Source organism: Bacteroides propionicifaciens DSM 19291 = JCM 14649, assembly GCF_000375405.1.
GTDB lineage: Bacteria > Bacteroidota > Bacteroidia > Bacteroidales > Bacteroidaceae > Bacteroides_E > Bacteroides_E propionicifaciens.
On sequence record NZ_AQWS01000017.1, the window covers coordinates 44,776 to 69,453 of the forward strand.

A 24,678-nucleotide genomic window follows, 5' to 3' on the forward strand; every position below is an offset into this window, starting at 1 on the left:
ATAGTCTGTTAATTTGTATTCTAATTTACTTATCTCTTTGTGAGAAGTTGCTCGGTAAACTCTCTAGCTTGACGATTCGTTTCTACATAATCATCATAAGTAGGCCTAGCAATAAATGTTATTTCACTCAGCGTTTTCTCTATCAAATCACTCATTTCTAAGAATCCGACTCTATCTTGTAGGAAAGCTGCAACAACAATTTCGTTAGCTGCATTCAATATACATGGTGCATTGCCTCCAATATTCATCGCCTGATAGGCCAACATTAAGTTGCGAAAACGCTTAGTATCTGGCTCCTCAAAGGTCAATGTATTAAACTTCTTAAAATCTATTCGTTCTACAGAAGACTTAATACGATTCGGGTATGAAAAAGCATACTGAATTGGCGTACGCATATCTGGAGCACCTAATTGAGCTTTTACTGATCCATCTTCAAATTGGACCATCGAATGAACGATGGATTGAGGATGAACTTGTACCTCTATCTGCTCAGGTTTTACACCGAAAAGCCATTTTGCTTCAATAACTTCGAACCCCTTATTCATCATCGATGCTGAATCAATAGTTATTTTAGCTCCCATCTCCCAGTTGGGATGATTCAAAGCTTGAGCTTTAGTTACACCACCCAACTCTTCAAACTTGAAAGTTCTAAAAGGACCTCCAGAAGCTGTTAGAATAATTTTTTCAATGGGATTATTATATTCGCCTGACAAACACTGAAAGATTGCAGAGTGTTCAGAATCGACAGGAAGTATCGGTACATTATACTCTTGAGCAAGCTGATTAATTAATTCTCCAGCCACTACAAGCGTTTCTTTATTGGCTAAGGCAATTATCTTACGTGCTTTGATAGCCTCCATAGTAGGTAACAAGCCTGCATAGCCAACCATAGCTGTAAGCACAATATTAATTGGTTCAGCTGTCACAATCTGAGCTATTGCATCAGCTCCAGCATAGACCTTAATTGGCAAGTCTTGAAGAGCCTCTTTTAAATATAGATATTTTGATTCATTGGCAATAACCACAACATCGGGCAAAAACTTACGAGCCTGCTCAATAAGCTTATCCACCCTATTATTAGCCGTCAGCGCATAGACCTCAAAGAGATTCGCATGTTCATCAATAACTTCAAGTGCCTGAGTTCCTATTGAACCTGTTGAGCCTAATATTGCAATCTGTTTTTTTTGAATTTCATCCATTATATTGAACTTAAAGCGCCACAACCTCTGACAACCCCAAAAAACTTCGTTTTGTATCTCCAAAGTCCATTAAAATTGCGAACGACATTAAGATTAATTTTTGTTTTAAATGTGCCTATTATAAAAGACATTAGCGCACAAAGGTAACATTTATGCGCTAATCATACTAGCTTAAGCAAGCTAATTTACAAATCCTTAAAGACTAAGTAAACCCGATGGAATCTGCATGCCTATTTCGCGTTTTTCAACGTTAATCCACTCTACTAAGTTCTCATCAATAGGAATAAGAGTTTCTTCTCCTTGATAGATAACCTTGAGCAGGATATTAAGCGTAGAATCATCAACATCGGTAATTTCACCTATAGCACCTAGCTCAGTATCAACCAACGTGTACCCTAGAAAATTACTCCACGAATAATGATCCATATCCTTAGCATTGTTTTCAACCAAGTCTAGAGGTAGGTAAATATCAGCTTTAACCAAACGTTTAGCTTTCTCTTCCGTATCAATATCTTCAAGCTTTATTAATGCTGCAGTATCACTACGAAAACGATATTGCTCAATAAAGAAGGGAACCATAATTCCCTCCAACTCAAACACAATTAAGTCTGGATCTGAGTTCTCAAACAAATCATTTAAAAAATTAATCGATAACTCACCAGATATACCGTGAGTTTTGGCTACAAAACCAATTTTGACTACCTCTTCTTTTCGTATCATAAGCGGGTGATTCTTGCTCCTAGAGCGTTGAGTCGACCTTCGATATCTTGATATCCACGGTCAATTTGTTCGATATTATGGATTCGACTAATTCCCTTGGCACTCATTGCAGCAATAAGCAATGCAATACCAGCACGGATATCAGGAGAGGTCATATTGCCTCCTCGAAGTTGTAATTTTTTATTGTGACCATTAACAACAGCACGGTGTGGATCACAAAGAATAATTTGAGCACCCATATCGATTAGTTTATCGACAAAGAATAAACGGCTCTCAAACATCTTTTGATGAATAAGTACATTTCCTTTAGCCTGAGTTGCAACAACTAGCAATACACTTAATAAGTCTGGGGTAAGCCCAGGCCAAGGTGCATCTGAAATAGTCATGATTGAACCATCAATAAAAGTATCAATCTCATAAGTCTCTTGAGCAGGTACGAAGATATCGTCACCACGTTGCTCTATTTTAATGCCTAGGCGTTTGAAGCTTTCGGGGATAATACCCAAGTTTTCATAAGAAACGTTTTTGATAGTAATTTCGCTGCCAGTCATAGCAGCCATACCGATAAACGAACCTACTTCAATCATATCGGGAAGCACCGTATGCTCAGTACCACCAAGTGTTTCAACACCCTCGATAGTTAGCAAATTCGAAGCAATGCCCGAAATTTTAGCACCCATACGGTTCAACATCTTACATAGCTGTTGTAAGTAAGGTTCACAAGCAGCATTATAAATTGTTGTTGTGCCTTGGGCTAGAGCAGCAGCCATAAGAATATTGGCTGTCCCTGTTACCGAAGCTTCATCAAGAAGCATATAACAACCTTTAAGCTTATCAGCAGTAAGTTCGCACATACCGTCTTCGTCATTGTAAGCAAACTCTGCTCCCAACTTCTGAATACCTACGAGATGAGTATCCAAACGACGACGACCTATCTTATCTCCACCTGGTTTAGAAATTACCGCTTTGCCAAATCGAGCCACTAACGGACCAATTAACATAACAGAACCTCTCAGGCTAGAACATTTCTTTAGAAAATCTTCACTCGACAAATATTCTAAGTCAACAGTTTCTGCCTTGAAGCTATAACTGCTAACTCCGACTTTATTTACTGTAACACCTATCTGACGAATCAGTTGAATGAGGTTATTCACATCCAAAATATCTGGAATATTATGAATTGTAACCTCTTCGGGAGTTAATAGTGTAGCACAAATAATTTGTAACACTTCGTTTTTAGCACCTTGGGGGTGGATCTCTCCATGCAATTTATGCCCACCTTCTATAATGAATGAAGCCATAGTCTTTCAAGTAATACGGTTAATGATTTAGACCGAATGCATTTAAACATTCAGACTCTCAATGATATTAGTTTTTATGATTTCGACGCGGATTATTCCTTTTGGGTCGATTATGATGCTGGTTTACTCTCACATTCATAAGTTGTAGAATCTCAGGAGTCAATTCAAGCTTACCTTTTGAGAGTTCTTTCAAATCAGCATTAATCTTATCGTCGTCAATTGAATCTCTGTTCCACGTAATAAAAGCCTTACGCATATGGTTCGCTATTAAAGCGACCAAGTGATTTTTCTCGTCAGCGTCTTCCAAAGCAATAGCCTGATCAATCAAACGTTCGATAGTTTTACCATAATGGGGAAAACGGATTCTTGTTTGAGGATAAGGGAGTACATCTGGGCGTGCTTGAAGGCTGTCTTCACGCACAATCTCATAAGGATAATCAATATCCAACTTGAAATCAGACATAATAGCAAGGTGATCCCAAAGCTTATGTTTAAAATCAGGCACATCACGCAAGTGTGGAAACATATTACCCATGATGTCAATAATTGTGTTTGCACAACGTTGACGTTCGTCTTTTTCAGTTATTGTAAGTGCATGGTTAACCATGTCTTGAACACTACGACCATACTCTGGTAGTGGCATCCTCATCTTCTGTGTATTATATTCCATACTTTCCTTTCATCATTTTAATTTTAATTTTGTTGTTGTAACTAAAGCACTTTTTTTTTAGGTTGAGTAGCTACAAACTCTTTTAAGTAAAAAGGCTCAAAATAAGCAACATCCGCAAAATCTTTATCCCATATTGCACGTTCTGCTAAAGGCATCATATTGGCTGCCAATGGGTGAATATTGTCAATAAAGTGAGCATTGGGATGCTGAATTAGTTCTTTACATTTTGCAGCACCATCACCAAAGAAGTATATTGGTTGTTGGTCTAAGAACTCTTTATAAGAATTCTCATCAATTATATCTGCCGATATTTTTTTCACCTCTGTTAGCGAACGATCGTACATAGCCGAATAAACTTCCATTCTTCGGGCATCAATCATAGGGCAAAACAGAGCATCATCGGGGATAGAATGATATAATAATAGAGGAACTGTAAGCACTTTTAGGGTAGGTAACCCAATTAAGGGGATATTTCTACCGTAACAAACACCTTTAGCCATAGATACTCCAATACGTAACCCTGTATAAGAACCAGGGCCACAACTCACAGCAACAGCATCTAAAGGGATTGCTAAACTATCTATAAATGAGAGCGCTTCATCAATAAATACGCCTAATAAAACAGCGTGTGAAGGCCCTTCGAACTCTTCTTTTTTAAAGATTACATCCGTGTCTTGACTTACTGCAACAGAACATACAGCAGTAGACGTTTCAATGTGTAGTATACACGACATAACTTTCGATTTAATATTGTACAAATATAACTCATATTTACGAAAAATCCTTTACTTTTGCACAAAACAACAAGTATATGATACAATCAATGACAGGTTATGGTAAGGCTGTGGCTAACCTCACCAATAAAAAGATTACGATTGAAGTTAAATCTTTGAATAGTAAATCCTTAGACTTATCGACACGCATAGCACCTTCATACCGTGACAAAGAAATTGAAATCCGCCAACTTCTATCCAATCGCATAGCTAGGGGTAAAGTTGACTTCAATCTTTGGGTTGAAAAAGATGATCTAAGTGATGCTGCAGTAATCGTAAATGAGAAGCTTATCGAAAGCTATTATAAGCAAATTAACTCTGTAGCACAAAACCTAAACCTCCCATTGCCCGCTGATTGGTTTCAAACCTTACTTCGCATGCCCGACGTACTTACAAAGCCTGAGGTGGAAGAAGTTACCGACGAAGAGTGGAAAGAAGTTATGAAAGGTATTAATGAAGCCGTAGATCATTTGGTTACTTTCCGTAACCAAGAAGGCGAAGCACTCGAAACTAAATTCCAACACAATATAGAGCAAATAGCGCAATTACTCAAACAAGTTGAGCCCTACGATAAAGAACGTATCGAAAAGGTTAGAGAAAGAATTACGGATAGCCTCGAGAATGCACTTGATGTAGAGTACGACAATAACCGCTTAGAGCAAGAGCTTATTTTTTACATTGAGAAACTCGATGTAAACGAAGAAAAGCAACGCTTAAATCACCACTTAGATTATTTCATCACAACACTCAATGGTGAAGCAGGACAAGGTAAAAAACTTGGTTTCATCTCTCAAGAAATTGGTCGTGAAATAAACACCTTGGGTAGTAAATCAAACCACGCAGAGATGCAAAAAATTGTGGTTCAGATGAAAGACGAATTAGAACAAATCAAAGAACAGGTATTGAACGTATTGTAATGGCGGGTAAACTAATTATATTTTCGGCTCCTTCGGGCTCTGGTAAATCGACTATTATCAACTACTTGCTAGAACAAGACTTAAATCTAGTCTTTTCAATTTCAGCAACTAGCCGACCACCAAGAGGTGAAGAACAACACGGACATCATTACTTCTTTTTGTCGCCTGAAGAGTTTAAAAAGCGCATTGCTAATGACGAGTTCTTAGAATACGAAGAGGTTTATACCGATCGTTTCTACGGTACACTAAAAAGTGAGGTGACCAAACAACTCGAAGCGGGTCAACACGTAATTTTCGATGTCGATGTTTTGGGCGGATGCAATATCAAGAACTTTTACAAAGACAAAGCATTGTCGATCTTTATTCAACCCCCTTCTATAGAGGAGTTGCGAAAGAGATTGCACGGACGTGCTACCGACTCACACGAAGTTATCGAACAACGCATCAGTAGAGCAGAATACGAATTAAGCTTTGCTTCAAAATTCGATAAGATTATAATCAATGATGATCTAGAAACAGCCCAAAAAGAGGCTTACAAGATTGTCAAAGAATTTATTGAAGCATAATTCAAACAAGAATATATTTCTATATTAGGCCTCAACACAGTATCTTTAGCTAAAGATACTGTGTTGAGGTTTATTTTCACACCCCTATTATGAAGAAAAGAGTAGCTGTTTTTAGTGGTTCATTTAATCCCATACATATTGGGCATCTAGCACTTGCCAACTATGTTTGTGAGACCAATCAGGTTGATGAACTTTGGTTTATGGTTACCCCGGAAAACCCACTCAAGTCGGCTCAGATTTTAGCTCAAGACCAACTTCGATTAAAGATGGTTAAGATAGCCATAACTGGCTACGACAAATTTAAACTCTGCGACCTCGAGTTTAGTCTGCCACGCCCTTCCTACACGATCAACACACTCCGAGAACTTCAAAAGAGCTATCCTGAGTACAAGTTCTCTTTACTTATTGGAGCCGACAATTGGAATAGTTTTCACAAGTGGAAAAGCAGTGAAATAATCCTTAGAGATTTCGACTTACTTATCTATCCGAGAATGAATTACGAGGTTAATATTTCGACTCTTCCTCTAAACGTTAAACTTATCGACTCGCCGATTATAGAAATCAGCGCCACCCAAATCAGAGAAAAAATCAAGCAAGGCAAAGACTTTCGCTATTTTCTTTACCCCAGTGTATTTGAATTTATCACCAAGCACAAGCTTTATCAATAGCTTGCCCTCTTGAGGTGAATAAGCATCACCTCACTGGGAGCACCCATTCTGATTTTTTTGTTTGAAGTTCCTATACCGTTGGTTACCAGCATGGGGATTTTATCGGAGTTATAGACTAGCCCCGAAAGAAAGCGTTGGTCATACTTGGAGGGTACAATTGGTGCTACCCCAAAAATGCGTACCTGCCCACCATGCGTGTGTCCTGCCAAAACCAAATCTGTTGGTCCAATAGCTACATCTTCAGCATAATCGGGCGTATGAGTCAGTAAAATCACGAAATTATTAGCTTTCATATCTAGCGAAGGAGAAACTCCATTTTTAGTAAGATCAAAAGGATTGCGTACCCCAACTATAAATAGCTTCTCACGATTTATCCCTATTTGAGCGACCTCATGCTCTAAGAGCTGGATATTATTCCTTTTCATTGCCTCAACGACCTGTTCGTAACCTCTCTCGTAATCGTTATTACCCATCACCGCAAATGCTCCTAAAGCAGGAACATGCTTACCAAGTTCATCAAACAACGTATCAATTAGGGTTATATCTTCGTGATAATCCCCTCCAAGACAAAGTATATCATAATCTAAAGTCGAAAGATAACTGCTTAGCTTATAGATATCCTCTTTTGCAAACAGACTAGGATAGTGCAAATCGGAAATAAAAAGAATAGTTTTACCGTCAAAGTCTTGAGGTATATCACGGTGCACAACAGTATATTCGGCCAATCGATTAATACCTGTAGTCTCTAAGTCTAGTCGCCTAAGATTAGTCATAATAGACGGTTTATCCGCAACTTTTTTGGGAGTAACTAAACTATCTGAACTTCGACAGGACACCAGAAAAAAGAACAGATAAATACTCCAGAGAAGTGAATAGTGAGGGGTAAGTAATTTTATTATTTTCATGTAGTTAATTTAAACAGTGACATTAATGTTTTCTATCTTTGCTCAAAGTAAGCGTATAAACGATCTTTTTCATGCAATATATTCAAAAAAACTCCATCCAAGCTTGGGTTCTAGCAGCCCGCCCTAAAACTTTATCAGGTGCATTAGTGCCCGTAATTATTGGTACTGCACTAGCCTTCTTAAATGGGTCTTTTCAGTGGTTACCGGCTCTAATTTGCGGGGTATTCGCAGGACTCATGCAAATTGCAGCCAATTTTATCAACGACCTATACGATTACCTTAAAGGAACAGATCGAGAAGACCGACTAGGCCCTGAACGTGCCTGTAGTCAAGGTTGGATTTCGCCCAAGGCCATGCGCTTGGGGATTATCGTTATCATAACAATAGCTTGCTTAGTAGGTTTAAGCTTAGTCTATTTTGGAGGCTGGCAACTCATTATCGTAGGTATACTCTGTGTGGTTTTTGCATTTGCTTACACTACAGGTCCATATCCGCTCTCATACCACGGTTATGGAGATGTTTTGGTACTTATCTTCTTTGGCTTTGTCCCTGTTGGAGGCACTTATTATGTACAAACGCTAGACTGGAGTTGGGAAGTAACACTGGCTTCAGTTATTTGTGGACTAGCTATCAATACGCTACTGATTGTTAACAACTACCGAGATTACACCGAAGACCTTAAGAGTGGCAAGCGTACACTAATCGTTCGCTTTGGGAAAAACTTTGGGGCTCAGTTCTATTTGGTCGTGGGTCTGCTGGCAGGTACTTTACCCTTAATTTATCTTTTTGAGGGTTATACCTTTGCTGCACAACTCCCCCTACTCTATCTCCTCCCACATATCCGAACTTATAGGGAGATGAAATCAACACAAGGCAAAGCACTCAACGGAATACTAGGCAAGACCTCGAAAAATATTTTATTATTGGGGATATTACTCTCGGTAGGATTTTTCTTAAGCCGTTAATCAGCTTCTTAACCAGCAAGTTCAATAACTTCAAGATCGCTAAAAGTACCTTTATCAATAGTGAAGCGCACCATCGTACGAACCTTATGAAAGCCCGAGATACCAGCAGCTCCAGGGTTAATATGCAACATATTTAGCGTCTTATCGAACTTTACCTTCAATATATGTGAATGTCCACTTATAAACAGCTTAGGAGGACGAATAAACAGCGTGTCTTGAATCGAACGGTCGTACCGGCCAGGATAACCTCCGATATGTTTAATCAACACATCAGCACCATCGATAGTAAAACGATTAACTTCGGGGAATTCTTTACGAATGTCTTGTCCATCGATATTACCATAAACTGCCCTCACCTTTTTATACTCAGCAAGCTTATGAATCAGTGCAGCTGAGCCAATATCGCCAGCATGCCAGATTTCGTCGCAATCGGTAAAGTAAGTGAGGTATTTGTCGTCCCAAAAGCCATGTGTATCGGATAATAGTCCTATTCTAGTCATAATCTATTTTCAGTTTTTTCGTGTAGCGAAGATACTATAAGAAAAAGAATAAATATAAAAGTATGGCTTAACTAATACTATTAATTTGGTTAGCATATCCAGTTTCAAATATATATCATTTGAGCATACCTCTACGGTAACTACCATTAAAGCGCTCGATTAGCACATTTTGAGTGGGTTTACCTGGCTCTATATATTTAAAAACTATTTGTTGCATTTCACTCCATATTGAAGCTATTTTAGCTATAAACTCAGGACCATTATCCATGCGTACTTTTTGTGGTTTACCCCTTCTGTTAATCAGATGATTTAATACCCATATTACGCGGTTACTCGTGAGCGAATAGTCGATCTCTATATGCAAAACCTCCCTATTATAATCGTCTATTACATTAAAAGCTCTAAAACGCCTTTTATTATCCAAAACATCTGTCACAAAATCAATACTCCACGTGTGATTGAGTTCACTGGGTATCTCGAGTGGCTCCTTTAGGCGAGTGGGTAATCACTTTTTTACCTTTCTACGCAATGGAAGCCCCAAGGCTACATAAATCCTATGTACACGTTTATGATTCCACTCTTTACCTTCACTTCTTAAACGGTTATAAGCTTTCCAAAATCCTTCTTCTGGATGTTTTTGGGCTTTATTTTGAAGAGCTTGCTCCATGTGCCCATCATCTTTGACCAAATGCTTATGATAATAAATACTTTCACTTAAGCGTAATACTCGACACGCCCTGTTGATGCCGTAACGGGTAAACTCCTTTGCTATACTTCGCTTTTGACAGGGCTTTAAAGCTTTTTTTCGATAATCTCCTTAGCTAACTCATAGTCTAGCGATAGGTTAGCATACATCTGTTTGAGCCGCACGTTTTCTTCCTCAAGCTCTTTGATGCGTTTAAGCTCTTTACTACTCATGCCCGCGTATTTTGAACGCCATTTATAAAAAGTTGAGCTACTAACACCATGCTCACGGATAATCTCTTTTGGCACTCTTACCAAGATCAAACTCTTTTAAAATCTTAGCGATCTGCGTGGGACTAAATTTGCTCTTTCTCATAATGCTGTCTAATTTAATGTTTTTCCATTTTTAAACAGTTCTATTTTTGGGGAAGCTTACACCAATGTCGGCTTCCCCAAATTAGAACCACTTATAATTCCAATTTATCAATATAGTTATTAGCTGTGATTTATAGGGGACAAATTACCTAAAGCTTGGTTTGGTCGATGATTAATATAATCATTCATCCATATTCTTGTTTGCTATCTAACTTGCTTTAAGGTTTCAAATATATATCATTTGAGCACACCTCTCCTCTACGGTAGCTACCGTTAAAGCGTTTGATTAGCATATTTTGAGTGGATTGACCTGGCTCTATATATTTCAAAAACCACCTACTCGCTTATCGCTTTCCACTTACTCGCAGCGGGCAAACCACCTAGTGGTTTACTCTTTGTGAGTAAATCATTGAACAATTAGGGCCTCATTTGGGTTTAATGATTATATTTAAAACAAGAATCGTTCTTTCACTTACTCATCAACCATTAGGGTGCCTCTAAAACTTTTATAAAGAGGAGAATAGGGAATCACGTTTAATTCGTGAGCTGTCGCGCAACTGTAATCACTGTAATGTTTCTATATATAAAGCCACTGTTTCAACCAATATGAAATGGGAAGGAATATAGAAATAGTGAGAGCCAGGATACCTGCCTTAACTTGGATTGACAATGCTTCGCGAAAAAGTATAATGTCTCAAACAACTCCCTTAAACATTACATATCGGACTATTTGGATTCATTTATCTTTATCGACTTTGCATTATCAGAGTTTGTAAAGGGCTTTTGTAATTAAAACTGTAAAACATTTTAAACCCAGAAGTTATGAAAAAGATATGTACACGTTGCTCAACAAGCTTTGGCTGTAGACAAGACAGAGTTGAACTATGCAAATGCTCACACACTAGCCTTACACCAGGAACAAAGGATTATATAAAAGACAATTACGACGATTGTCTCTGTCCTAATTGTCTTAAAGAGATTAGCTCAAGCTATAATAGCATGGGAGTTAACCCCAAATATTTGAAGGCATCCAAATAACTTGTGTGCACCACCTATTTTTCTATCGCACTGATTCTTATCCTTTGATGAATTAAGCCTATCTTTGTCGGCTCAATTATTAACTATATGATTTCAGTAGAAGGACTAACCGTAGAATTTGGTGGTGCAGCACTCTTTAGTGATGTATCTTTTGTTATTAACCCTAGCGATAGAATCGCTTTGATGGGAAAGAATGGGGCAGGTAAATCTACCCTATTAAAAATACTTTCGGGTAAGCGCGAAGCCACTCGAGGTAGAGTTTCGGCTCCCAAAGAGGCTACCATCGCTTATCTACCACAACACTTGATGACCGAAGATGGTCGAACAGTGTTCGAAGAGGCTGCTCAAGCCTTTGCAAGTATCCATAATATGGAGAAAGAAATCGAAGAGCTTAATGAGCAACTCTCTACTCGTACCGACTACGAAAGCGATGAGTACATGCAACTTATCGAAAGAGTCTCTACCCTTAGCGAGAAATTTTATACCATCGAAGAGATCAATTACGATGAAAGTATCGAAAAAACCCTATTGGGTTTAGGATTTTCACGTGAAGACTTTGGCCGCCAAACTTCAGAGTTTAGTGGTGGATGGCGTATGCGTATTGAACTCGGTAAACTTCTACTACAAGACCCCGATGTTTTACTTCTCGATGAGCCGACCAACCACTTAGACATCGAATCTATCCAATGGTTAGAGGAGTTCCTCATTCAAAGTGGCAAAGCGGTAGTAGTCATTAGTCACGACCGGAAATTTGTCGACAATATCACCACACGTACCATTGAGGTAACTATGGGGCGCATTTACGACTACAAGGTCAACTACTCTCAATATCTCCAACTTCGTGAAGAGCGTCGTGAGCAACAACTCAAGGCCTACGAAGAGCAAAAGAAATTCATTGCCGAAACAACAGATTTTATCGAACGCTTTAAAGGCACCTACTCCAAAACCCTTCAGGTTCAGAGTAGAGTAAAGATGCTCGAAAAGCTACAAATCATTGAGGTAGATGAGATTGACAACTCGGCCATTCGTCTACGCTTCCCACCAGCTCCTCGTTCAGGAAACTATCCTGTAATTATGGACAACGTGGGCAAAAGCTACGACGATAATGTAATCTTTAAAGGAGCTAATCTGGTTATCGAACGAGGAGATAAACTAGCCTTTGTGGGTAAAAACGGTGCTGGTAAATCGACCCTTGTCAAAAGCATCATGGGAGAAATCGACCACGATGGAGAGTTGAAACTCGGACATAATATTAAGATTGGCTATTTTGCTCAAAATCAAGCCTCATTACTCAACGATGAACTTACTGTTTTTCAAACTATCGACGATGTAGCCGTAGGAGAAATCAGAAACAGAATTAAAGATCTGCTTGGTGCATTTATGTTTGGTGGTGAAGAGTCGACTAAAAAAGTAAAGGTACTCTCGGGTGGTGAAAGAACTCGACTTGCCCTACTCAAACTTTTACTCGAACCTGTAAACCTCTTGATTCTGGATGAGCCAACCAACCACCTTGACCTCAAAACTAAAGATGTTCTTAAACAAGCACTTATTAAATTTGACGGTACGCTGATTTTAGTTTCTCACGATAGAGATTTCCTCGACGGGCTGGTTGATAAAATCTATGAATTTGGAAATCAAAAAATCAGAGAGCATCTTGGAGGCATATACGAATTCTTACAAAACAAGAAAATTGAGTCACTCAAAGAGCTTGAAAAGTAAGTTTTTATTCTATCTTTAGCGCTTAAGTATTTTAAACAGATGACAAAGAAGAGATTCATAACCTGGATATTGGCTTGTGTTGCCCTTGTAATAGTGGCAATACCAACCATTCCGCATCATCACCATTCCAATATGCTCGGCATATGTATGAATGTTGATGATGATGTTATGGGCTTAGACGAAATCTGTTATTGTGCTGTAGAGTGTAAACACAGTACAAATTCGACTGCTGATAAAGAGGATTGTAATGGTAAAGGCTGCCCTGCCAGTATGCATGCAATCAAAGCCGGAACAAATCAAGTTCAGTTTGAACAGAATACACTACAACTTTTCAATCTGAATATTTCGGAGTTTGTCATAGTCTTTCTTTCGTCAAAGAGCGAGATTAAGTCACTAGATACCCTCTATCTCAACAACTACTATACGACTCCCCCTGCCGATATCAAGAGTCGGCGAGCTCCACCTTTTATAAATGTATAAATTTATTTGTTAGAGACTTGAGTTTCAAACAAATAAAATATAACTTACTGAACGTTTACAGTTTAAGTAATTCCTATTTATCATTTATAAAGAATTAACATGAACAGATACATACATATATATATAGCACTTGCGTGCATTCTCAGCTTATATTCGTGTAAACCAAGCACAGACAAATCAACAGACAAAACTGAAGAGACCGAAGAGCACAATCACGAGCACGGAGAAAACGTTATTGAGCTTAGCTTAGACAAAGCGGTAGCAGCTGGCGTAAAATGGGATACAATATCCCTGCAACCCTTCAATAGCGTAATTAAAACGGGAGGCCAAATTTTGGTCGCTCAAGGTGACGAGTCGGCTGTTGTTGCATCAGTGGCTGGAATCGCTAGACTACCCAAAAATCTAGTTGAAGGTACAGCCGTACAAAAAGGTCAAAATGTGGCCGCACTCTCCTCAAAATACCTTCAAGATGGAGACCCTGTCTTAAGAGCTCGAATCAGTTATTTTACTGCTAAAGAAGAGTATGACCGTGTTTTACCTCTTGCAGAAAAGCAAATCGTAACGCTCAAAGAGTTCTCTAAAATCAAGCAAGAGTATGAAAATGCTAAATTGAGTTATGAGGCTATTTCGAAAAACTATAGCGAAAAAGGACAACAAATCAAGTCACCACTTACAGGTTTTGTAAAATCTATTCTTGTCAATGAGGGAGATTTTGTAGGGATTGGACAAACCTTAATGACCATTACTCAAAACCAACGACTTTACCTCAAAGCAGAGGTCTCAGAAAGGTATTACAGCCAACTAAAAGACATCAATACAGCCCATTTCAAATCTCCTTACAAGGAGTCTGTCTATAAACTTGCCGACCTAGGTGGTGAGGTTGTTTCGTATGGCAAATCGCCTGCAACTAATGAATATCTTATTCCTATAACCTTTGCCTTCAATAATGTGGGAGATATAGTACCTGGCTCATTTGTCGAGGTCTTCTTGCTCTCTAAAACTTATCAAAACAGCATTTGCCTACCTTTTTCTGCTATTACAGAAGAGCAAGGTTTATTCTTTGTTTATAAAAAAGTTTGTGAAGCTGAATACGAAAAGATAGAGGTTAAACTCGGAGAAGATAACGGTGAGATAATCCAGATTTTAAGTGGTATCGAACCAGGAGATGTTATCGTAACACATGGTGCACAACAAATCAAACTAGCTTCAGCTAGCAGCTCAATTCCTGCACATACACACGAACACTAAAAATCAAAAGACATGCTAAACAAAATAATAGAATATTCTCTAAAGAATAGGCTTGTTGTTCTATTCGCTGCAGTTCTCTTGATTATAGGTGGTTCTTACATAGCTAAGCAGACTGAAATCGACGTATTTCCTGACTTGAATGCTCCCACAGTAGTGGTGATGACAGAGGCTAATGGTATGGCTGCTGAAGAGGTAGAACAACTCGTAACTTTCCCAGTAGAAACTTCGGTTAACGGAGCTACAGGTGTACGAAGAGTACGTTCATCTTCGACTACAGGTTTTTCTGTAGTTTGGGTTGAATTCGATTGGGATATGGATATTTATCTTGCCCGACAAATCGTTTCTGAAAAACTTGCGGTAGTTACTGAAAACTTGCCCGACAATGTAGGAAAACCAACACTAGGGCCACAATCATCAATACTTGGTGAGATGCTTATCATAGGGTTAACAGCAGATAGCATATCGATGCTCGACCTGCGCACCCTAGCCGACTGGAGTATCCGACCCCGTTTGCTATCAACAGGTGGAGTAGCTCAGGTCTCTGTACTAGGTGGTGATGTTAAGGAGTATCAGATTTTACTCGACCCGATTCGCATGAAACACTATAATGTTTCACTCAATGAAGTCTTAGACGCATCCAAAGCCATGAATATAAATACCAACGGTGGTGTGATTTATGAGTATGGCAACGAATATATTGTTAGAGGGGTTCTCTCGACTAACGATGTAAATATGATAGGACAGGCAGTAGTCAAAGCTGTAGATAACCAACCCGTTTTACTCGAAGATGTTGCAAAAATTAAAATTGGAGCCAAAGAGCCCAAGCTTGGAACAGCCTCGGAAAAAGGCAAACCTGCTGTATTATTAACCGTCAATAAGCAACCCCAAACAAGTACTATAGAGTTAACCCAGACAATAGAAGAAGCTCTAGAAGATCTAAAGCAAACCCTACCTGCCGATGTTAAGATTAGTACCGATATTTTCAGACAAAGTCAGTTTATTCAAAACTCAATTGGTAATGTCGAACAAGCAATTATTGAAGGTGGAATATTCGTGGTAATTGTACTTTTCTTATTCTTGGCAAACATCAGAACTACGATTATATCTTTGGTAACTATACCACTCTCTTTCTTGACTGCAATCTTAGTAATGCATTATCTCAACCTAACCATCAATACGATGAGCTTGGGTGGGCTTGCTATTGCTATTGGGTCACTAGTCGACGATGCAATTGTCGATGTAGAGAATGTCTATAAGCGACTTCGTGAAAATAAAATCAAACCACAGGAAGAGCGACTCGGCACTATAGAGGTGGTATTTGAAGCTTCAAAAGAGGTCAGAATGCCCATATTAAACTCAACACTAATCATCATTGCCAGTTTTGTGCCACTATTCTTTTTGAGTGGCATGGAAGGTAGAATGCTTGTACCACTTGGTATCGCATTTGTTACAGCACTTTTGGCTTCAACAGTAGTTGCTCTAACCCTTACTCCCGTATTATGTAGTTACTTACTCAACACGGAGAAGAGTGATAAAATCCCCAAAGAAGCATTTCTTGCAGTTTGGCTAAAGAAATATTATGGTAAAAGCCTGAATTGGGTGCTAAGACATAAGAAGACTACTGTAGGAACTACTCTTGTCCTATTTGTAATTGCTGTGGCAATAATGTTTGGGCTCGGAAACAGCTTCTTACCACCCTTCAACGAGGGATCATTAACGATTAATGTGAGTACAGTTCCGGGGATATCTTTAGAAGAGAGTGATAATCTAGGACAAAGAGCAGAAGAGTTACTAATGACTATCCCCGAGATTCAAACCGTAGCCCGAAAAACTGGTCGTGCCGAGCTCGACGAGCATGCTCTAGGAGTTAACACCTCCGAAATTGAGGCACCATTTGTACTTAAAGATCGGACCAAAAATGAGATGGTTGCCCAGATTCGTGAGTTGTTAGGGGGCATAAACGGAGCAATGATAGAGATAGGTCAACCCATCAGCCACCGTATTGATGCCATGCTATCGGGAACACAAGCCAATATTGCAATTAAGCTTTTCGGAACAAATCTGAATGAAATGTTTAGTATCGGAAACGATATCAAAGCAGAAATAGCAAGCATTGAAGGTATTGTCGACCTCAATGTAGAACAACAGATTGAAAGACCACAGCTTAAAATTACCCCTAACCGGGTGTTACTTGCAAAGTACGGTATTACGCTTCCAGAGTTTTCTGAATTTGTCAACGTAAACCTTGCTGGTGAAGTCGTTTCGCAAGTTTATGAACAGGGCAAATCATTCGATTTGATTGTCAAGGTTAATCACGACTCAAAGGACACGATGGAGAAGATTAAAAACCTTCTTATTGATACACCCGATGGAAAGAAAGTGCCACTTAATCAGCTTGCTGAAATTAGTTCTGCCATGGGCCCCAATACGATTAGCAGAGAAAATGTTAAACGTAAGATTGTTATTTCGGCCAATATTGCTGAGCGAGACTTGAGAAGTGTAGTTAACGAGATCCAAGATCGAGTTAAACAAACAATCCAGTTGCCCGAAGGCTATCATATCGAATATGGTGGCCAATTTGAAAGTGAACAAGCTGCGAGCAGAACACTTGCTATCACATCTCTTATGTCGATTATAGTGATTTTCCTATTGCTTTACACCGAATTTAAGAGTGCTAAAGAGGCAGGGGCTATCTTACTGAATCTTCCACTTGCGCTAATCGGGGGAGTATTTGTACTTTCTTTTACGACAGGAGAGTTAAGCATCCCAGCAATTATCGGATTTATTTCACTCTTCGGGATTGCAACTCGTAATGGTATGTTGCTTATAAGCCATTACAACCACCTACAGGAGATTGATGGTTTGAGCTTGGATGAAAGTATCATAAAAGGATCGCTAGACCGACTGAACCCCATATTGATGACGGCTTTAACCTCTGCACTGGCCCTCGTTCCACTAGCAATTAGTGGTGACCTACCAGGAAATGAGATTCAAAGTCCAATGGCCAAAGTAATTTTGGGTGGTCTGCTTACTTCAACTTTGCTCAATGGGTTTATCATACCTATTGTTTATCAGAAAATGCATAAAACGAAATAATGATATGACTAAATATATACTAATAGTTGTTGGAATGTTTTTATCCTTCCAACAACTAGACGCTCAAGAGAGCCTTGATCAATTATTAAAACAAATCGAACGCAATAACCCCGAGCTAAAAGCTAATCAGGAGCTGATGAAAGCTCAGGTTTGGGACACTAAATCGACCAATAACTTGGCGAATCCAACGGTCTCTTATGCTCAGGTTTGGGACTCTAAAGATAAAAAAGACTCGGAGACAGAGCTGGTAGTAATGCAAGAGTTTGAATTCCCTACAGCCTACATCCACAGGAACAAGGCCAACAGAAAACAAATTAATGCTTTGGAGTCGGCCTTTCAAGCTCAAAGACAAGATATCTTATTGCAAGCTAAAGAAGTTTGCTTGGATATCATTATGCTCAATCAGCTTATAGACATCCTCCAACGTAGAATGGGGTATGCAAATCAGCTTGATCAACTCTATTCACAGATGCTCAAAGCTGGAGATGCTACAAGCATTGAGGTAAATAAGATTAAGCTTGAAAAGCTTAATCTGCAAACAGAGTATACCATTAATTCGGCTACACTCAAGAAAAAGAAGACTGAGCTGATGCAACTCAATGGTAACACACCTATAGAGTTTAATGCGAATACCTATGCAAATATCGCTTTACCAGCTTATGAATTAATCAGAGGTGAAGCTTTGGGCTCAAATCCAAACTTAGAATTTACTCAGAATGAATACGAGTCGGCCTTAAAGCAGATTGCTGTTAGTAGAGCTGGCTGGTTACCAAATTTATCGGTAGGCTACAAAAGAAATAGTGGCACAGGGTTTCATTCTAACGGAATTGCTGTAGGAATGTCTATCCCTTTATTTAATAATCGAGGTAAGGTTAGCAGTGCAAAAGCCACAGCTATCGGCAAGTCATATTCGCACGACTTAGTTCGTACAAAATTAGAGTCGGACATCTATCAGGCTTATCAAGAAGCTGCTGCAATGAAAGAGCAGATGGATATCTACCAATCGACATTGGATGTTGATCAGCTACTCGGACTATTGCAAGATGCACTTCAAGGTGGAGAGATGAGCATGACAGCCTATTTTGTTGAACTAGCTACAGCTTACCAAAGCTTGGAAAACTATATTCAGATATCAAATATCTACCAAAAACAGATAGCTCAGTTATATAAACATCGTCTATAATGTATTGACTCATTTGAGCAGATACAAACTTCTGATCGTACGATTCGATTAGAAAACATAACTCTCTGAGGTCGTTGCATTAGCTGCAACGACCTCTTTTCTTAATAGGCAATAGGAGAGTTAGAATAAGTATGTTCTATTATAGCCTGTTAACGATTCTTTATGGTTCAATTTTACTAAAAAGACGAATTAATTGTACCTTTGCAAATCAAATCTTAAACTTATCTATTTTGCAACGATATATACTTCTGATAGTTACTGTTATATTCTTTGGAAGCTTTCATCTTGATGCACAAGAGAAACTTACTAGTGATTCGATATTTGCTAAATATGTCGAAGATTACGGAATACCTATCACGGAGAATAATAACGTAACGCTTCTTACTAGTGGACAAGAAAAGTTTGAAGACCTTATCGCACATATAAAAAAAGCAAAACACCATATTCATCTAGAGTATTTTAATTTCAGGAATGACTCAATTGCGGCAGCTGTATTCGAGGCTTTGGCCGAAAGAGCTGCACATGGAGTGAAGGTTAGAGCCCTATTTGACGCTTTCGGTAATTGGTCAAACAATAAGCCTTTAAGACGAAGACACCTTGACCAAATCAGGAGCTTAGGTATTGAAATTGTCAAGTTTGACCCTATGCGTTTTCCTTATATAAACCATGCAATCCACCGAGATCATCGTAAAATCGTGGTGATTGATGGACTAATTGGTTATACTGGAGGAATGAATATTGCAGATTATTATATCCATGGCCTCCCAAAAGTAGGTAATTGGTATGATATGCACATGCGTATTGAAGGAAGTGCTGTACGTTATTTACAAGAGATCTTCATCAACACCTGGAATACGCAAACAAAGCAACACGTGGGAGGTCCTCAATATTACCCAGACCCTATTCAAATCCCCGATAGCCTGCAAAAACCAATAGCTATAGTCGATAGATTGCCTAGAAAAACACCTAGCGCTATGAGAGATATCTACAGTGCTGCTATTTTATCGGCTCAACATAGGGTAAGAATTATAAACCCCTACTTTATTCCCACTAAGACCATAAAAAGGGCTATCCGAAAAGCTTTAGCTAAAGGTGTGAAGGTAGAAATCATGGTGCCTTCAAAAGCAGATATACCTTTTACACCCGAAACTTCGGCCTATATTGTCAATAAACTCCGTAAACTTGGAGCTACCATCTATTTTTTTGATGGAGGTTTTCATCACACTAAGATTATGACTGTTGACGATACTTTTTGTACTGTGGGCAGTGCAAACCTCAACAGTCGAAGCTTAAGATACGACTACGAAACCAATGCCTTTATCTTCGATAAGGGAATTACGGCCCAACTCGATACTCTATTTGTAAATGACACTTACAGAAGTACATTATTAACTCCAGAAAATTGGAAGCAAAGATCTGCCATGAAGAAATTCATGGGCTGGTTTGGTGGGTTATTAACACCATTTCTTTAGAACTCTAAACTTGCTCTAATTGATTTTGTAATACGAATGTAAATGAAGGGCAAATATTAAGATTCGCTTTTTTTTTGATACCTTTGCAGTCATAGAATAAGATATACCCATCATGAAGCAATATTTAGACCTACTCAAACGAGTAAAAGCCGAAGGAGCTGAAAAAGAAGATAGAACTGGAACTGGTACAATCAGCGTATTCGGACACCAAATGCGTTTTGATATGGCAGAGGGATTTCCTTGCCTAACAACAAAAAAACTACATCTGAAGTCCATAATATACGAACTACTTTGGTTTTTAAAAGGAGAAACTAACGTAAAGTATCTTCAAGATAATGGTGTTCGTATTTGGAACGAATGGGCTGGAGAGAACGGAGAATTAGGACCAATCTATGGCTATCAATGGCGTTCATGGCCTGGCTATAATGGTGAAAGCTTCGACCAAATCAAAGAAGCAGTACGTATGATCAAGGAAACCCCAGACTCTCGACGCATACTTGTAAACGCTTGGAATGTGGGTTGTCTCAACGATATGAAATTACCTCCTTGTCATATTCTGTTTCAATTCTATGTTGCCAATGGCAAACTAAGCCTTCAGCTTTACCAAAGAAGTGCTGATATATTTCTTGGAGTTCCATTCAATATTGCATCTTATGCCCTACTCCTGAAGATGATGGCGCAGGTCACTAATTTGGAAGCCGGTGAATTTATTCATACATTAGGAGATGCCCATATCTACAAAAATCATTTAGAGCAAGTAGACCTTCAACTCTCTCGAGAGCCTAGAAAGCTACCTCAACTGATTTTAAACCCAGAAGTTACAGAGATAGACCAGTTTAACTTTGAAGACTTCAGCCTGATTGATTATAACCCACATCCACATATTGCGGGTAAAGTATCTATCTAATATCATAAACGCTATGCCTAAGATTATTCACATCGTAGCTATCGACAACGATAATGCTATAGGTTATAAAAACCAACTACTTTACAGACTTTCAAACGACCTTAAAAGATTCAAGGAACTCACTACGGGCCATACAATAATTATGGGTCGTAAAACCTTTGAATCACTTCCTAAAGGAGCGTTGCCTAATCGACGTAATATAGTTCTCTCTAAAACGATTAAAACACCTTATCCCTCAACAGAGCTTTACGATTCTATTGAGCAGGCATTGGATAACTGCAAGAATGATGAATTAGTTTTTATTATGGGAGGAGAAACAATATACCGTCAGACTCTTGAGTTGGCAGACTGTTTAGAAATTACTGAGGTGAATAGCAGCGTAGAAAATGCGGATGCCTTCTACCCGAAAATTGACAAAAAGCAATGGAAAGAAACAAAGCGTATTTCTCATCCCTCAGACGAAAAACACGCTTTTAGTTTTGATTACGTAACCTATATCAAAGTATAAGTTTTATTATTCCGTAGCTAATTCATCAAGAGGAATTTGTCTATTGATTGCTTCATTAAAAGAAATCAAAGTTTCTGTACGAGCTAAGCCTAGAGGCTGCAACTTTTTATGTATTATGTTTAAGAGATCATTATTATTACGTGCATAAATCTTAATAAAGATATCGTAACGTCCAGTAGTAAAATGACATTCGACAACCTCAGGGATAGCTTTTAAAGCAGTGATTGCTGAGTTAAAGTTTTCCCGCTCTTTTAAAAATAGACCTACGTAAGCACAAGTGTGAAACCCAACCATTTCAGGATCTAAGACATATTGTGATCCTTTAATTACTCCAACACCTGTCAACTTCTGTATGCGTTGATGAATAGCAGCACCAGAAACTTTACAAGCACGAGCAACTTCTAAAAAAGGAATACGAGCGTTTTCTGATATTAATTTTAAAATTTGTCTATCAAGGTCGTCCAATTCGTATTTACTCATATCTATCACTATTTAATTGATTATCGTAATCAAAGGTAGCATATAATTGTAAAATATTAAGCATATCGTCACATTAAACTTTGAACAATAAGTAGAGACACTACTGAAGAAAACACCAATTAATTAAGAACATTCATCATGAGAACAATCCTTTGTATATTAAGTATATGCGTTTCATTTGTCGTGAATGCACAAGGCTTCGATCTTCACTTTGAACACAAAACCTTAAGATTAGATTATATATTTAGTGGCGACACTAATTCAAGGAATATTAGCTTAGAGGCACTATCACAATACCCTCAATGGGCGGGTAAAACTAAAAGACTCACAGTTAATCCGCTTAAAGGCAATGGAAATATCCAGATCAAAGATAAGGCAACAGGAAAACTCATCTACACCAACTCATTTTCGTCACTATTTCAAGAGTGGCTCGACACAAATGAAGCCAAAACTACGCGAAGAGCTTATGAAAACACCTGTTTAATTCCTTATCCTAAGGCCGAAGTGGAAGTAACAATCACTCTATCGGATATGAGTCATAAGGAAATAGCACGTCTTACACACACGGTAAGGCCAGCAGATATACTCATCCGCAAGAAAGGTTTTGAAGATATTACCCCATACCGAATAATACATAAGGGAGATGTTAAGAACCCTATCAATGTAGTTATTTTAGCCGAAGGGTACACTGCTCCAGAAATGAACGCATTCTATACTGATGCCCAGAAAGCTGTAGAAAGTATTTTATCGCATGAACCTTTTCAAAGCCTACAGAACCACTTCAATTTTGTAGCAGTAAGCAGTCAGTCCAACGACAGAGGTGTAAGTATTCCACACCAAGACAGGTGGCGTTCAACGGCTTTCAGTTCACATTTTGACACTTTCTATTCTGAGCGATATCTCACTACAAGTAAAGTTTATGCCATACACGATGCATTGGCAGGAATACCTTATGAACATATTATAATCTTAGCTAATACTAACCAATATGGTGGTGGAGGGATATACAATGCGTATACCCTTACAGCTGCTCACCACGAGACTTTTGGTGCTGTTGTAGTACATGAGTTTGGTCATAGCTTTGGAGGCTTAGCAGACGAGTACTTCTACGAAGAAGATGTATCTGATTTGGCAGATGAAATTTACCCACTCAATGTAGAACCTTGGGAACAGAATATAACAACACTCGTACAATTCGACAAAAAATGGAAGAATCAATTAAAAGAGAATACGCCAATACCAACTCCTGAAAGTGAGAAGTCAAAGTATCCTATTGGAGTATACCAAGGTGGAGGCTATGCGACCAAAGGGGTTTATAGACCCGCTGTAGATTGCAGAATGAGAACAAATACCTATCCTGAGTTTTGCCCAGTTTGCCAAGAAGCACTAAAGAAATTAATACACTTTTACACAGAAGAATAACGACTATATTAAGAATAATAATTTAATGATTGAGCTAAAACGAATTAATACTAGCGACATAGAATTGTATCGCTATGCCGAAGAGCTACTTGTCACATCATTCCCCATAGAGGAATACAGACCTTTAGAACATTGGAGAATGCTGTCGGACAAGAGTAAGATGTTCCAAAACAATATAATCCTAGATAAGAATAAACCAGTTGGTATTGTGACTTATTGGGATCTTGGCAAATGCTACTTCATAGAACACTTTGCCATTGACATCAAACTACGTAATAATGGCTACGGCAAACAAGTGCTAGACCTTTTAGAGAAAGAAATCGACAAGCCATTAATCCTCGAAGTTGAGTTACCCGATACGGAAATTGCAAGACGCAGAATAGGCTTCTACCAACGCTATAAATTTGAAGCTTGGAATAAGGATTATGTTCAACCGCCCTATAGACCAAACGGCCTTGCAGTGCCAATGGTTTTAATGAGCAGAGGCGATCTTGATCAAGACAAAGACCACAGAGAAATTAAGACTAAGCTATACAGAGAGGTTTATAATTTCAGTATCGACTCAAAGTTTGATATTGTAGAATAAAGAAAATGACAACCTCTCATAAAGTGTGTAAGTTAAAATGATGGGCTTGGGTAACAACTTTACCTGAGCCGTTGTTTTATAATAAAAAACTTAGACATGTATGAAAACAGAAGATTTAATCCCCGATGAGTTCTTTAAACAGTTCAAAACAGGTGAAGAACTAAACAACTTCCTTAAGTCCATTCAAAAGCGAGGTATAGAGAAAATGCTCGAAGGTGAGCTGGATGCTCATTTAGATTATGACAAACACAGTCATAGAAAAGAGGATAATAGCCGTAATGGATATTCTACGAAGA

The 24,678-nt window shown here is 38.6% G+C and carries 24 protein-coding genes, 1 pseudogene and 1 riboswitch; of the genes and pseudogenes, 16 read left to right on the forward strand and 9 right to left on the reverse strand.

The features are described from left to right. Nucleotides 1–29: 29 nt before the first annotated feature. The 5 genes from B091_RS0106745 to tsaB form a co-directional block, all read right to left on the reverse strand. Nucleotides 30–1,199, reverse strand: coding sequence for a 1-deoxy-D-xylulose-5-phosphate reductoisomerase (locus tag B091_RS0106745; RefSeq protein ID WP_018109250.1), 1,170 nt, complete (start codon nucleotides 1,197–1,199; stop codon nucleotides 30–32). Between the two features lie 195 nt (nucleotides 1,200–1,394). Continuing rightward, on the reverse strand, nucleotides 1,395–1,919 hold the full coding sequence (gene rimM / locus B091_RS0106750) for a ribosome maturation factor RimM (RefSeq protein ID WP_018109251.1): 525 nt from the start codon (nucleotides 1,917–1,919) through the stop codon (nucleotides 1,395–1,397). Continuing rightward, nucleotides 1,916–3,220 (reverse strand): UDP-N-acetylglucosamine 1-carboxyvinyltransferase, encoded by a 1,305-nt coding sequence (murA, locus tag B091_RS0106755; protein WP_018109252.1) that lies wholly within the window; start codon nucleotides 3,218–3,220, stop codon nucleotides 1,916–1,918. Before murA ends, rimM begins: the two co-directional genes overlap by 4 nt. 67 nt (nucleotides 3,221–3,287) lie before the next feature. Beyond that, a complete protein-coding gene (locus tag B091_RS0106760; protein ID WP_018109253.1) occupies nucleotides 3,288–3,890 on the reverse strand; it encodes a DUF4290 domain-containing protein in 603 nt (200 codons plus the stop codon). A gap of 41 nt (nucleotides 3,891–3,931) precedes the next feature. Beyond that, the gene (gene tsaB / locus B091_RS0106765; protein ID WP_018109254.1) at nucleotides 3,932–4,624 is read right to left on the reverse strand and encodes a tRNA (adenosine(37)-N6)-threonylcarbamoyltransferase complex dimerization subunit type 1 TsaB; all 693 of its coding nucleotides are present in this window, start codon (nucleotides 4,622–4,624) and stop codon (nucleotides 3,932–3,934) included. Between the two features lie 77 nt (nucleotides 4,625–4,701). On the opposite strand from tsaB, the gene B091_RS0106770 reads away from it, so the two are divergent. From B091_RS0106770 to nadD, 3 genes are all read left to right on the forward strand, one after another. Continuing rightward, entirely contained in the window at nucleotides 4,702–5,580 is an 879-nt protein-coding gene (locus B091_RS0106770; RefSeq protein ID WP_025069498.1) for a YicC/YloC family endoribonuclease, read from the forward strand. Beyond that, nucleotides 5,580–6,146: a guanylate kinase gene (gene gmk, locus B091_RS0106775; protein WP_018109256.1), complete on the forward strand. Its 567-nt coding sequence runs from the start codon at nucleotides 5,580–5,582 to the stop codon at nucleotides 6,144–6,146. The genes B091_RS0106770 and gmk overlap by 1 nt, the downstream gene beginning before the upstream one ends. An 89-nt stretch (nucleotides 6,147–6,235) precedes the next feature. Beyond that, nucleotides 6,236–6,814, forward strand: coding sequence for a nicotinate (nicotinamide) nucleotide adenylyltransferase (gene nadD / locus B091_RS0106780; protein ID WP_018109257.1), 579 nt, complete (start codon nucleotides 6,236–6,238; stop codon nucleotides 6,812–6,814). Here the strand turns inward: nadD and B091_RS0106785 are convergent. Further along, entirely contained in the window at nucleotides 6,808–7,587 is a 780-nt protein-coding gene (locus tag B091_RS0106785; RefSeq protein ID WP_018109258.1) for a metallophosphoesterase, read from the reverse strand. The genes nadD and B091_RS0106785 overlap by 7 nt on opposite strands. A gap of 203 nt (nucleotides 7,588–7,790) precedes the next feature. On the opposite strand from B091_RS0106785, the gene B091_RS0106790 reads away from it, so the two are divergent. Continuing rightward, nucleotides 7,791–8,684 carry a 1,4-dihydroxy-2-naphthoate polyprenyltransferase gene (locus B091_RS0106790; protein WP_018109259.1) on the forward strand — a complete coding sequence of 298 codons (894 nt, stop codon included), beginning with the start codon at nucleotides 7,791–7,793 and terminating at the stop codon, nucleotides 8,682–8,684. 8 nt (nucleotides 8,685–8,692) lie between these two features. Here B091_RS0106790 and B091_RS0106795 read toward each other — a convergent pair whose 3' ends face one another. Continuing rightward, nucleotides 8,693–9,184 (reverse strand): metallophosphoesterase family protein, encoded by a 492-nt coding sequence (locus B091_RS0106795; RefSeq protein WP_018109260.1) that lies wholly within the window; start codon nucleotides 9,182–9,184, stop codon nucleotides 8,693–8,695. A 121-nt stretch (nucleotides 9,185–9,305) separates the two neighbouring features. Next, nucleotides 9,306–10,244: pseudogene (locus tag B091_RS12470) on the reverse strand (IS3 family transposase); the annotation flags it as partial. Between the two features lie 473 nt (nucleotides 10,245–10,717). Then, nucleotides 10,718–10,913: riboswitch (cobalamin riboswitch) on the forward strand. A 152-nt stretch (nucleotides 10,914–11,065) separates the two neighbouring features. Here B091_RS12470 and B091_RS12475 point away from each other — a divergent pair. The 9 genes from B091_RS12475 to B091_RS0106850 all read left to right on the forward strand — a co-directional run bounded on the left by B091_RS12475 (nucleotide 11,066) and on the right by B091_RS0106850 (nucleotide 21,894). Continuing rightward, nucleotides 11,066–11,281, forward strand: a complete 216-nt coding sequence (locus B091_RS12475; RefSeq protein ID WP_081605813.1) for a cysteine-rich CWC family protein — start codon at nucleotides 11,066–11,068, stop codon at nucleotides 11,279–11,281. A gap of 87 nt (nucleotides 11,282–11,368) precedes the next feature. Then, the gene (locus B091_RS0106815) at nucleotides 11,369–13,000 is read left to right on the forward strand and encodes an ABC-F family ATP-binding cassette domain-containing protein (RefSeq protein WP_018109264.1); all 1,632 of its coding nucleotides are present in this window, start codon (nucleotides 11,369–11,371) and stop codon (nucleotides 12,998–13,000) included. Nucleotides 13,001–13,039: 39 nt separating this feature from the next. After that, nucleotides 13,040–13,480: a DUF6769 family protein gene (locus tag B091_RS11880; RefSeq protein ID WP_018109265.1), complete on the forward strand. Its 441-nt coding sequence runs from the start codon at nucleotides 13,040–13,042 to the stop codon at nucleotides 13,478–13,480. Between the two features lie 99 nt (nucleotides 13,481–13,579). Then, the gene (locus tag B091_RS0106825; protein WP_018109266.1) at nucleotides 13,580–14,728 is read left to right on the forward strand and encodes an efflux RND transporter periplasmic adaptor subunit; all 1,149 of its coding nucleotides are present in this window, start codon (nucleotides 13,580–13,582) and stop codon (nucleotides 14,726–14,728) included. Nucleotides 14,729–14,740: 12 nt separating this feature from the next. Further along, nucleotides 14,741–17,824 carry an efflux RND transporter permease subunit gene (locus tag B091_RS0106830; RefSeq protein WP_018109267.1) on the forward strand — a complete coding sequence of 1,028 codons (3,084 nt, stop codon included), beginning with the start codon at nucleotides 14,741–14,743 and terminating at the stop codon, nucleotides 17,822–17,824. 4 nt (nucleotides 17,825–17,828) lie between these two features. Continuing rightward, nucleotides 17,829–19,007 (forward strand): TolC family protein, encoded by a 1,179-nt coding sequence (locus B091_RS0106835; RefSeq protein ID WP_025069497.1) that lies wholly within the window; start codon nucleotides 17,829–17,831, stop codon nucleotides 19,005–19,007. Between the two features lie 230 nt (nucleotides 19,008–19,237). After that, nucleotides 19,238–20,479, forward strand: a complete 1,242-nt coding sequence (gene cls, locus B091_RS0106840) for a cardiolipin synthase (RefSeq protein ID WP_025069496.1) — start codon at nucleotides 19,238–19,240, stop codon at nucleotides 20,477–20,479. Nucleotides 20,480–20,591: 112 nt separating this feature from the next. Further along, nucleotides 20,592–21,386 (forward strand): thymidylate synthase, encoded by a 795-nt coding sequence (locus tag B091_RS0106845; RefSeq protein ID WP_018109270.1) that lies wholly within the window; start codon nucleotides 20,592–20,594, stop codon nucleotides 21,384–21,386. A 13-nt stretch (nucleotides 21,387–21,399) separates the two neighbouring features. Further along, nucleotides 21,400–21,894, forward strand: a complete 495-nt coding sequence (locus B091_RS0106850) for a dihydrofolate reductase (protein WP_018109271.1) — start codon at nucleotides 21,400–21,402, stop codon at nucleotides 21,892–21,894. Between the two features lie 6 nt (nucleotides 21,895–21,900). Here B091_RS0106850 and B091_RS0106855 read toward each other — a convergent pair whose 3' ends face one another. After that, a complete protein-coding gene (locus tag B091_RS0106855) occupies nucleotides 21,901–22,374 on the reverse strand; it encodes an Lrp/AsnC family transcriptional regulator (RefSeq protein WP_018109272.1) in 474 nt (157 codons plus the stop codon). Nucleotides 22,375–22,512: 138 nt separating this feature from the next. Between B091_RS0106855 and B091_RS0106860 the strand changes: the two genes are divergently transcribed. The 3 genes from B091_RS0106860 to B091_RS0106870 all read left to right on the forward strand — a co-directional run. Continuing rightward, nucleotides 22,513–23,796, forward strand: coding sequence for a M64 family metallopeptidase (locus B091_RS0106860; protein WP_025069495.1), 1,284 nt, complete (start codon nucleotides 22,513–22,515; stop codon nucleotides 23,794–23,796). A gap of 25 nt (nucleotides 23,797–23,821) precedes the next feature. Then, a complete protein-coding gene (locus B091_RS11885; protein WP_018109274.1) occupies nucleotides 23,822–24,382 on the forward strand; it encodes a GNAT family N-acetyltransferase in 561 nt (186 codons plus the stop codon). 100 nt (nucleotides 24,383–24,482) lie between these two features. Continuing rightward, on the forward strand, nucleotides 24,483–24,678 hold a 196-nt coding region (locus tag B091_RS0106870; RefSeq protein WP_018109275.1), incomplete at its 3' end, for a transposase.

Bases quoted from the DNA above. Each gene is read 5' to 3' on its own strand.
- B091_RS0106855 (WP_018109272.1), bottom strand. From the start codon at position 22,374: ATGAGTAAATACGAATTGGACGACCTTGATAGACAAATTTTAAAATTA.
- B091_RS0106845 (WP_018109270.1), top strand. From the start codon at position 20,592: ATGAAGCAATATTTAGACCTACTCAAACGAGTAAAAGCCGAAGGAGCT.
- B091_RS0106760 (WP_018109253.1), bottom strand. From the start codon at position 3,890: ATGGAATATAATACACAGAAGATGAGGATGCCACTACCAGAGTATGGT.
- nadD (WP_018109257.1), top strand. From the start codon at position 6,236: ATGAAGAAAAGAGTAGCTGTTTTTAGTGGTTCATTTAATCCCATACAT.
- murA (WP_018109252.1), bottom strand. From the start codon at position 3,220: ATGGCTTCATTCATTATAGAAGGTGGGCATAAATTGCATGGAGAGATC.
- rimM (WP_018109251.1), bottom strand. From the start codon at position 1,919: ATGATACGAAAAGAAGAGGTAGTCAAAATTGGTTTTGTAGCCAAAACT.
- tsaB (WP_018109254.1), bottom strand. From the start codon at position 4,624: ATGTCGTGTATACTACACATTGAAACGTCTACTGCTGTATGTTCTGTT.
- B091_RS0106825 (WP_018109266.1), top strand. From the start codon at position 13,580: ATGAACAGATACATACATATATATATAGCACTTGCGTGCATTCTCAGC.
- B091_RS12475 (WP_081605813.1), top strand. From the start codon at position 11,066: ATGAAAAAGATATGTACACGTTGCTCAACAAGCTTTGGCTGTAGACAA.
- B091_RS0106835 (WP_025069497.1), top strand. From the start codon at position 17,829: ATGACTAAATATATACTAATAGTTGTTGGAATGTTTTTATCCTTCCAA.
- B091_RS0106850 (WP_018109271.1), top strand. From the start codon at position 21,400: ATGCCTAAGATTATTCACATCGTAGCTATCGACAACGATAATGCTATA.
- B091_RS0106830 (WP_018109267.1), top strand. From the start codon at position 14,741: ATGCTAAACAAAATAATAGAATATTCTCTAAAGAATAGGCTTGTTGTT.
- B091_RS0106815 (WP_018109264.1), top strand. From the start codon at position 11,369: ATGATTTCAGTAGAAGGACTAACCGTAGAATTTGGTGGTGCAGCACTC.
- gmk (WP_018109256.1), top strand. From the start codon at position 5,580: ATGGCGGGTAAACTAATTATATTTTCGGCTCCTTCGGGCTCTGGTAAA.
- B091_RS11880 (WP_018109265.1), top strand. From the start codon at position 13,040: ATGACAAAGAAGAGATTCATAACCTGGATATTGGCTTGTGTTGCCCTT.
- B091_RS0106860 (WP_025069495.1), top strand. From the start codon at position 22,513: ATGAGAACAATCCTTTGTATATTAAGTATATGCGTTTCATTTGTCGTG.
- B091_RS0106790 (WP_018109259.1), top strand. From the start codon at position 7,791: ATGCAATATATTCAAAAAAACTCCATCCAAGCTTGGGTTCTAGCAGCC.
- B091_RS0106745 (WP_018109250.1), bottom strand. From the start codon at position 1,199: ATGGATGAAATTCAAAAAAAACAGATTGCAATATTAGGCTCAACAGGT.
- B091_RS0106770 (WP_025069498.1), top strand. From the start codon at position 4,702: ATGATACAATCAATGACAGGTTATGGTAAGGCTGTGGCTAACCTCACC.
- B091_RS11885 (WP_018109274.1), top strand. From the start codon at position 23,822: ATGATTGAGCTAAAACGAATTAATACTAGCGACATAGAATTGTATCGC.
- B091_RS0106785 (WP_018109258.1), bottom strand. From the start codon at position 7,587: ATGACTAATCTTAGGCGACTAGACTTAGAGACTACAGGTATTAATCGA.
- B091_RS0106795 (WP_018109260.1), bottom strand. From the start codon at position 9,184: ATGACTAGAATAGGACTATTATCCGATACACATGGCTTTTGGGACGAC.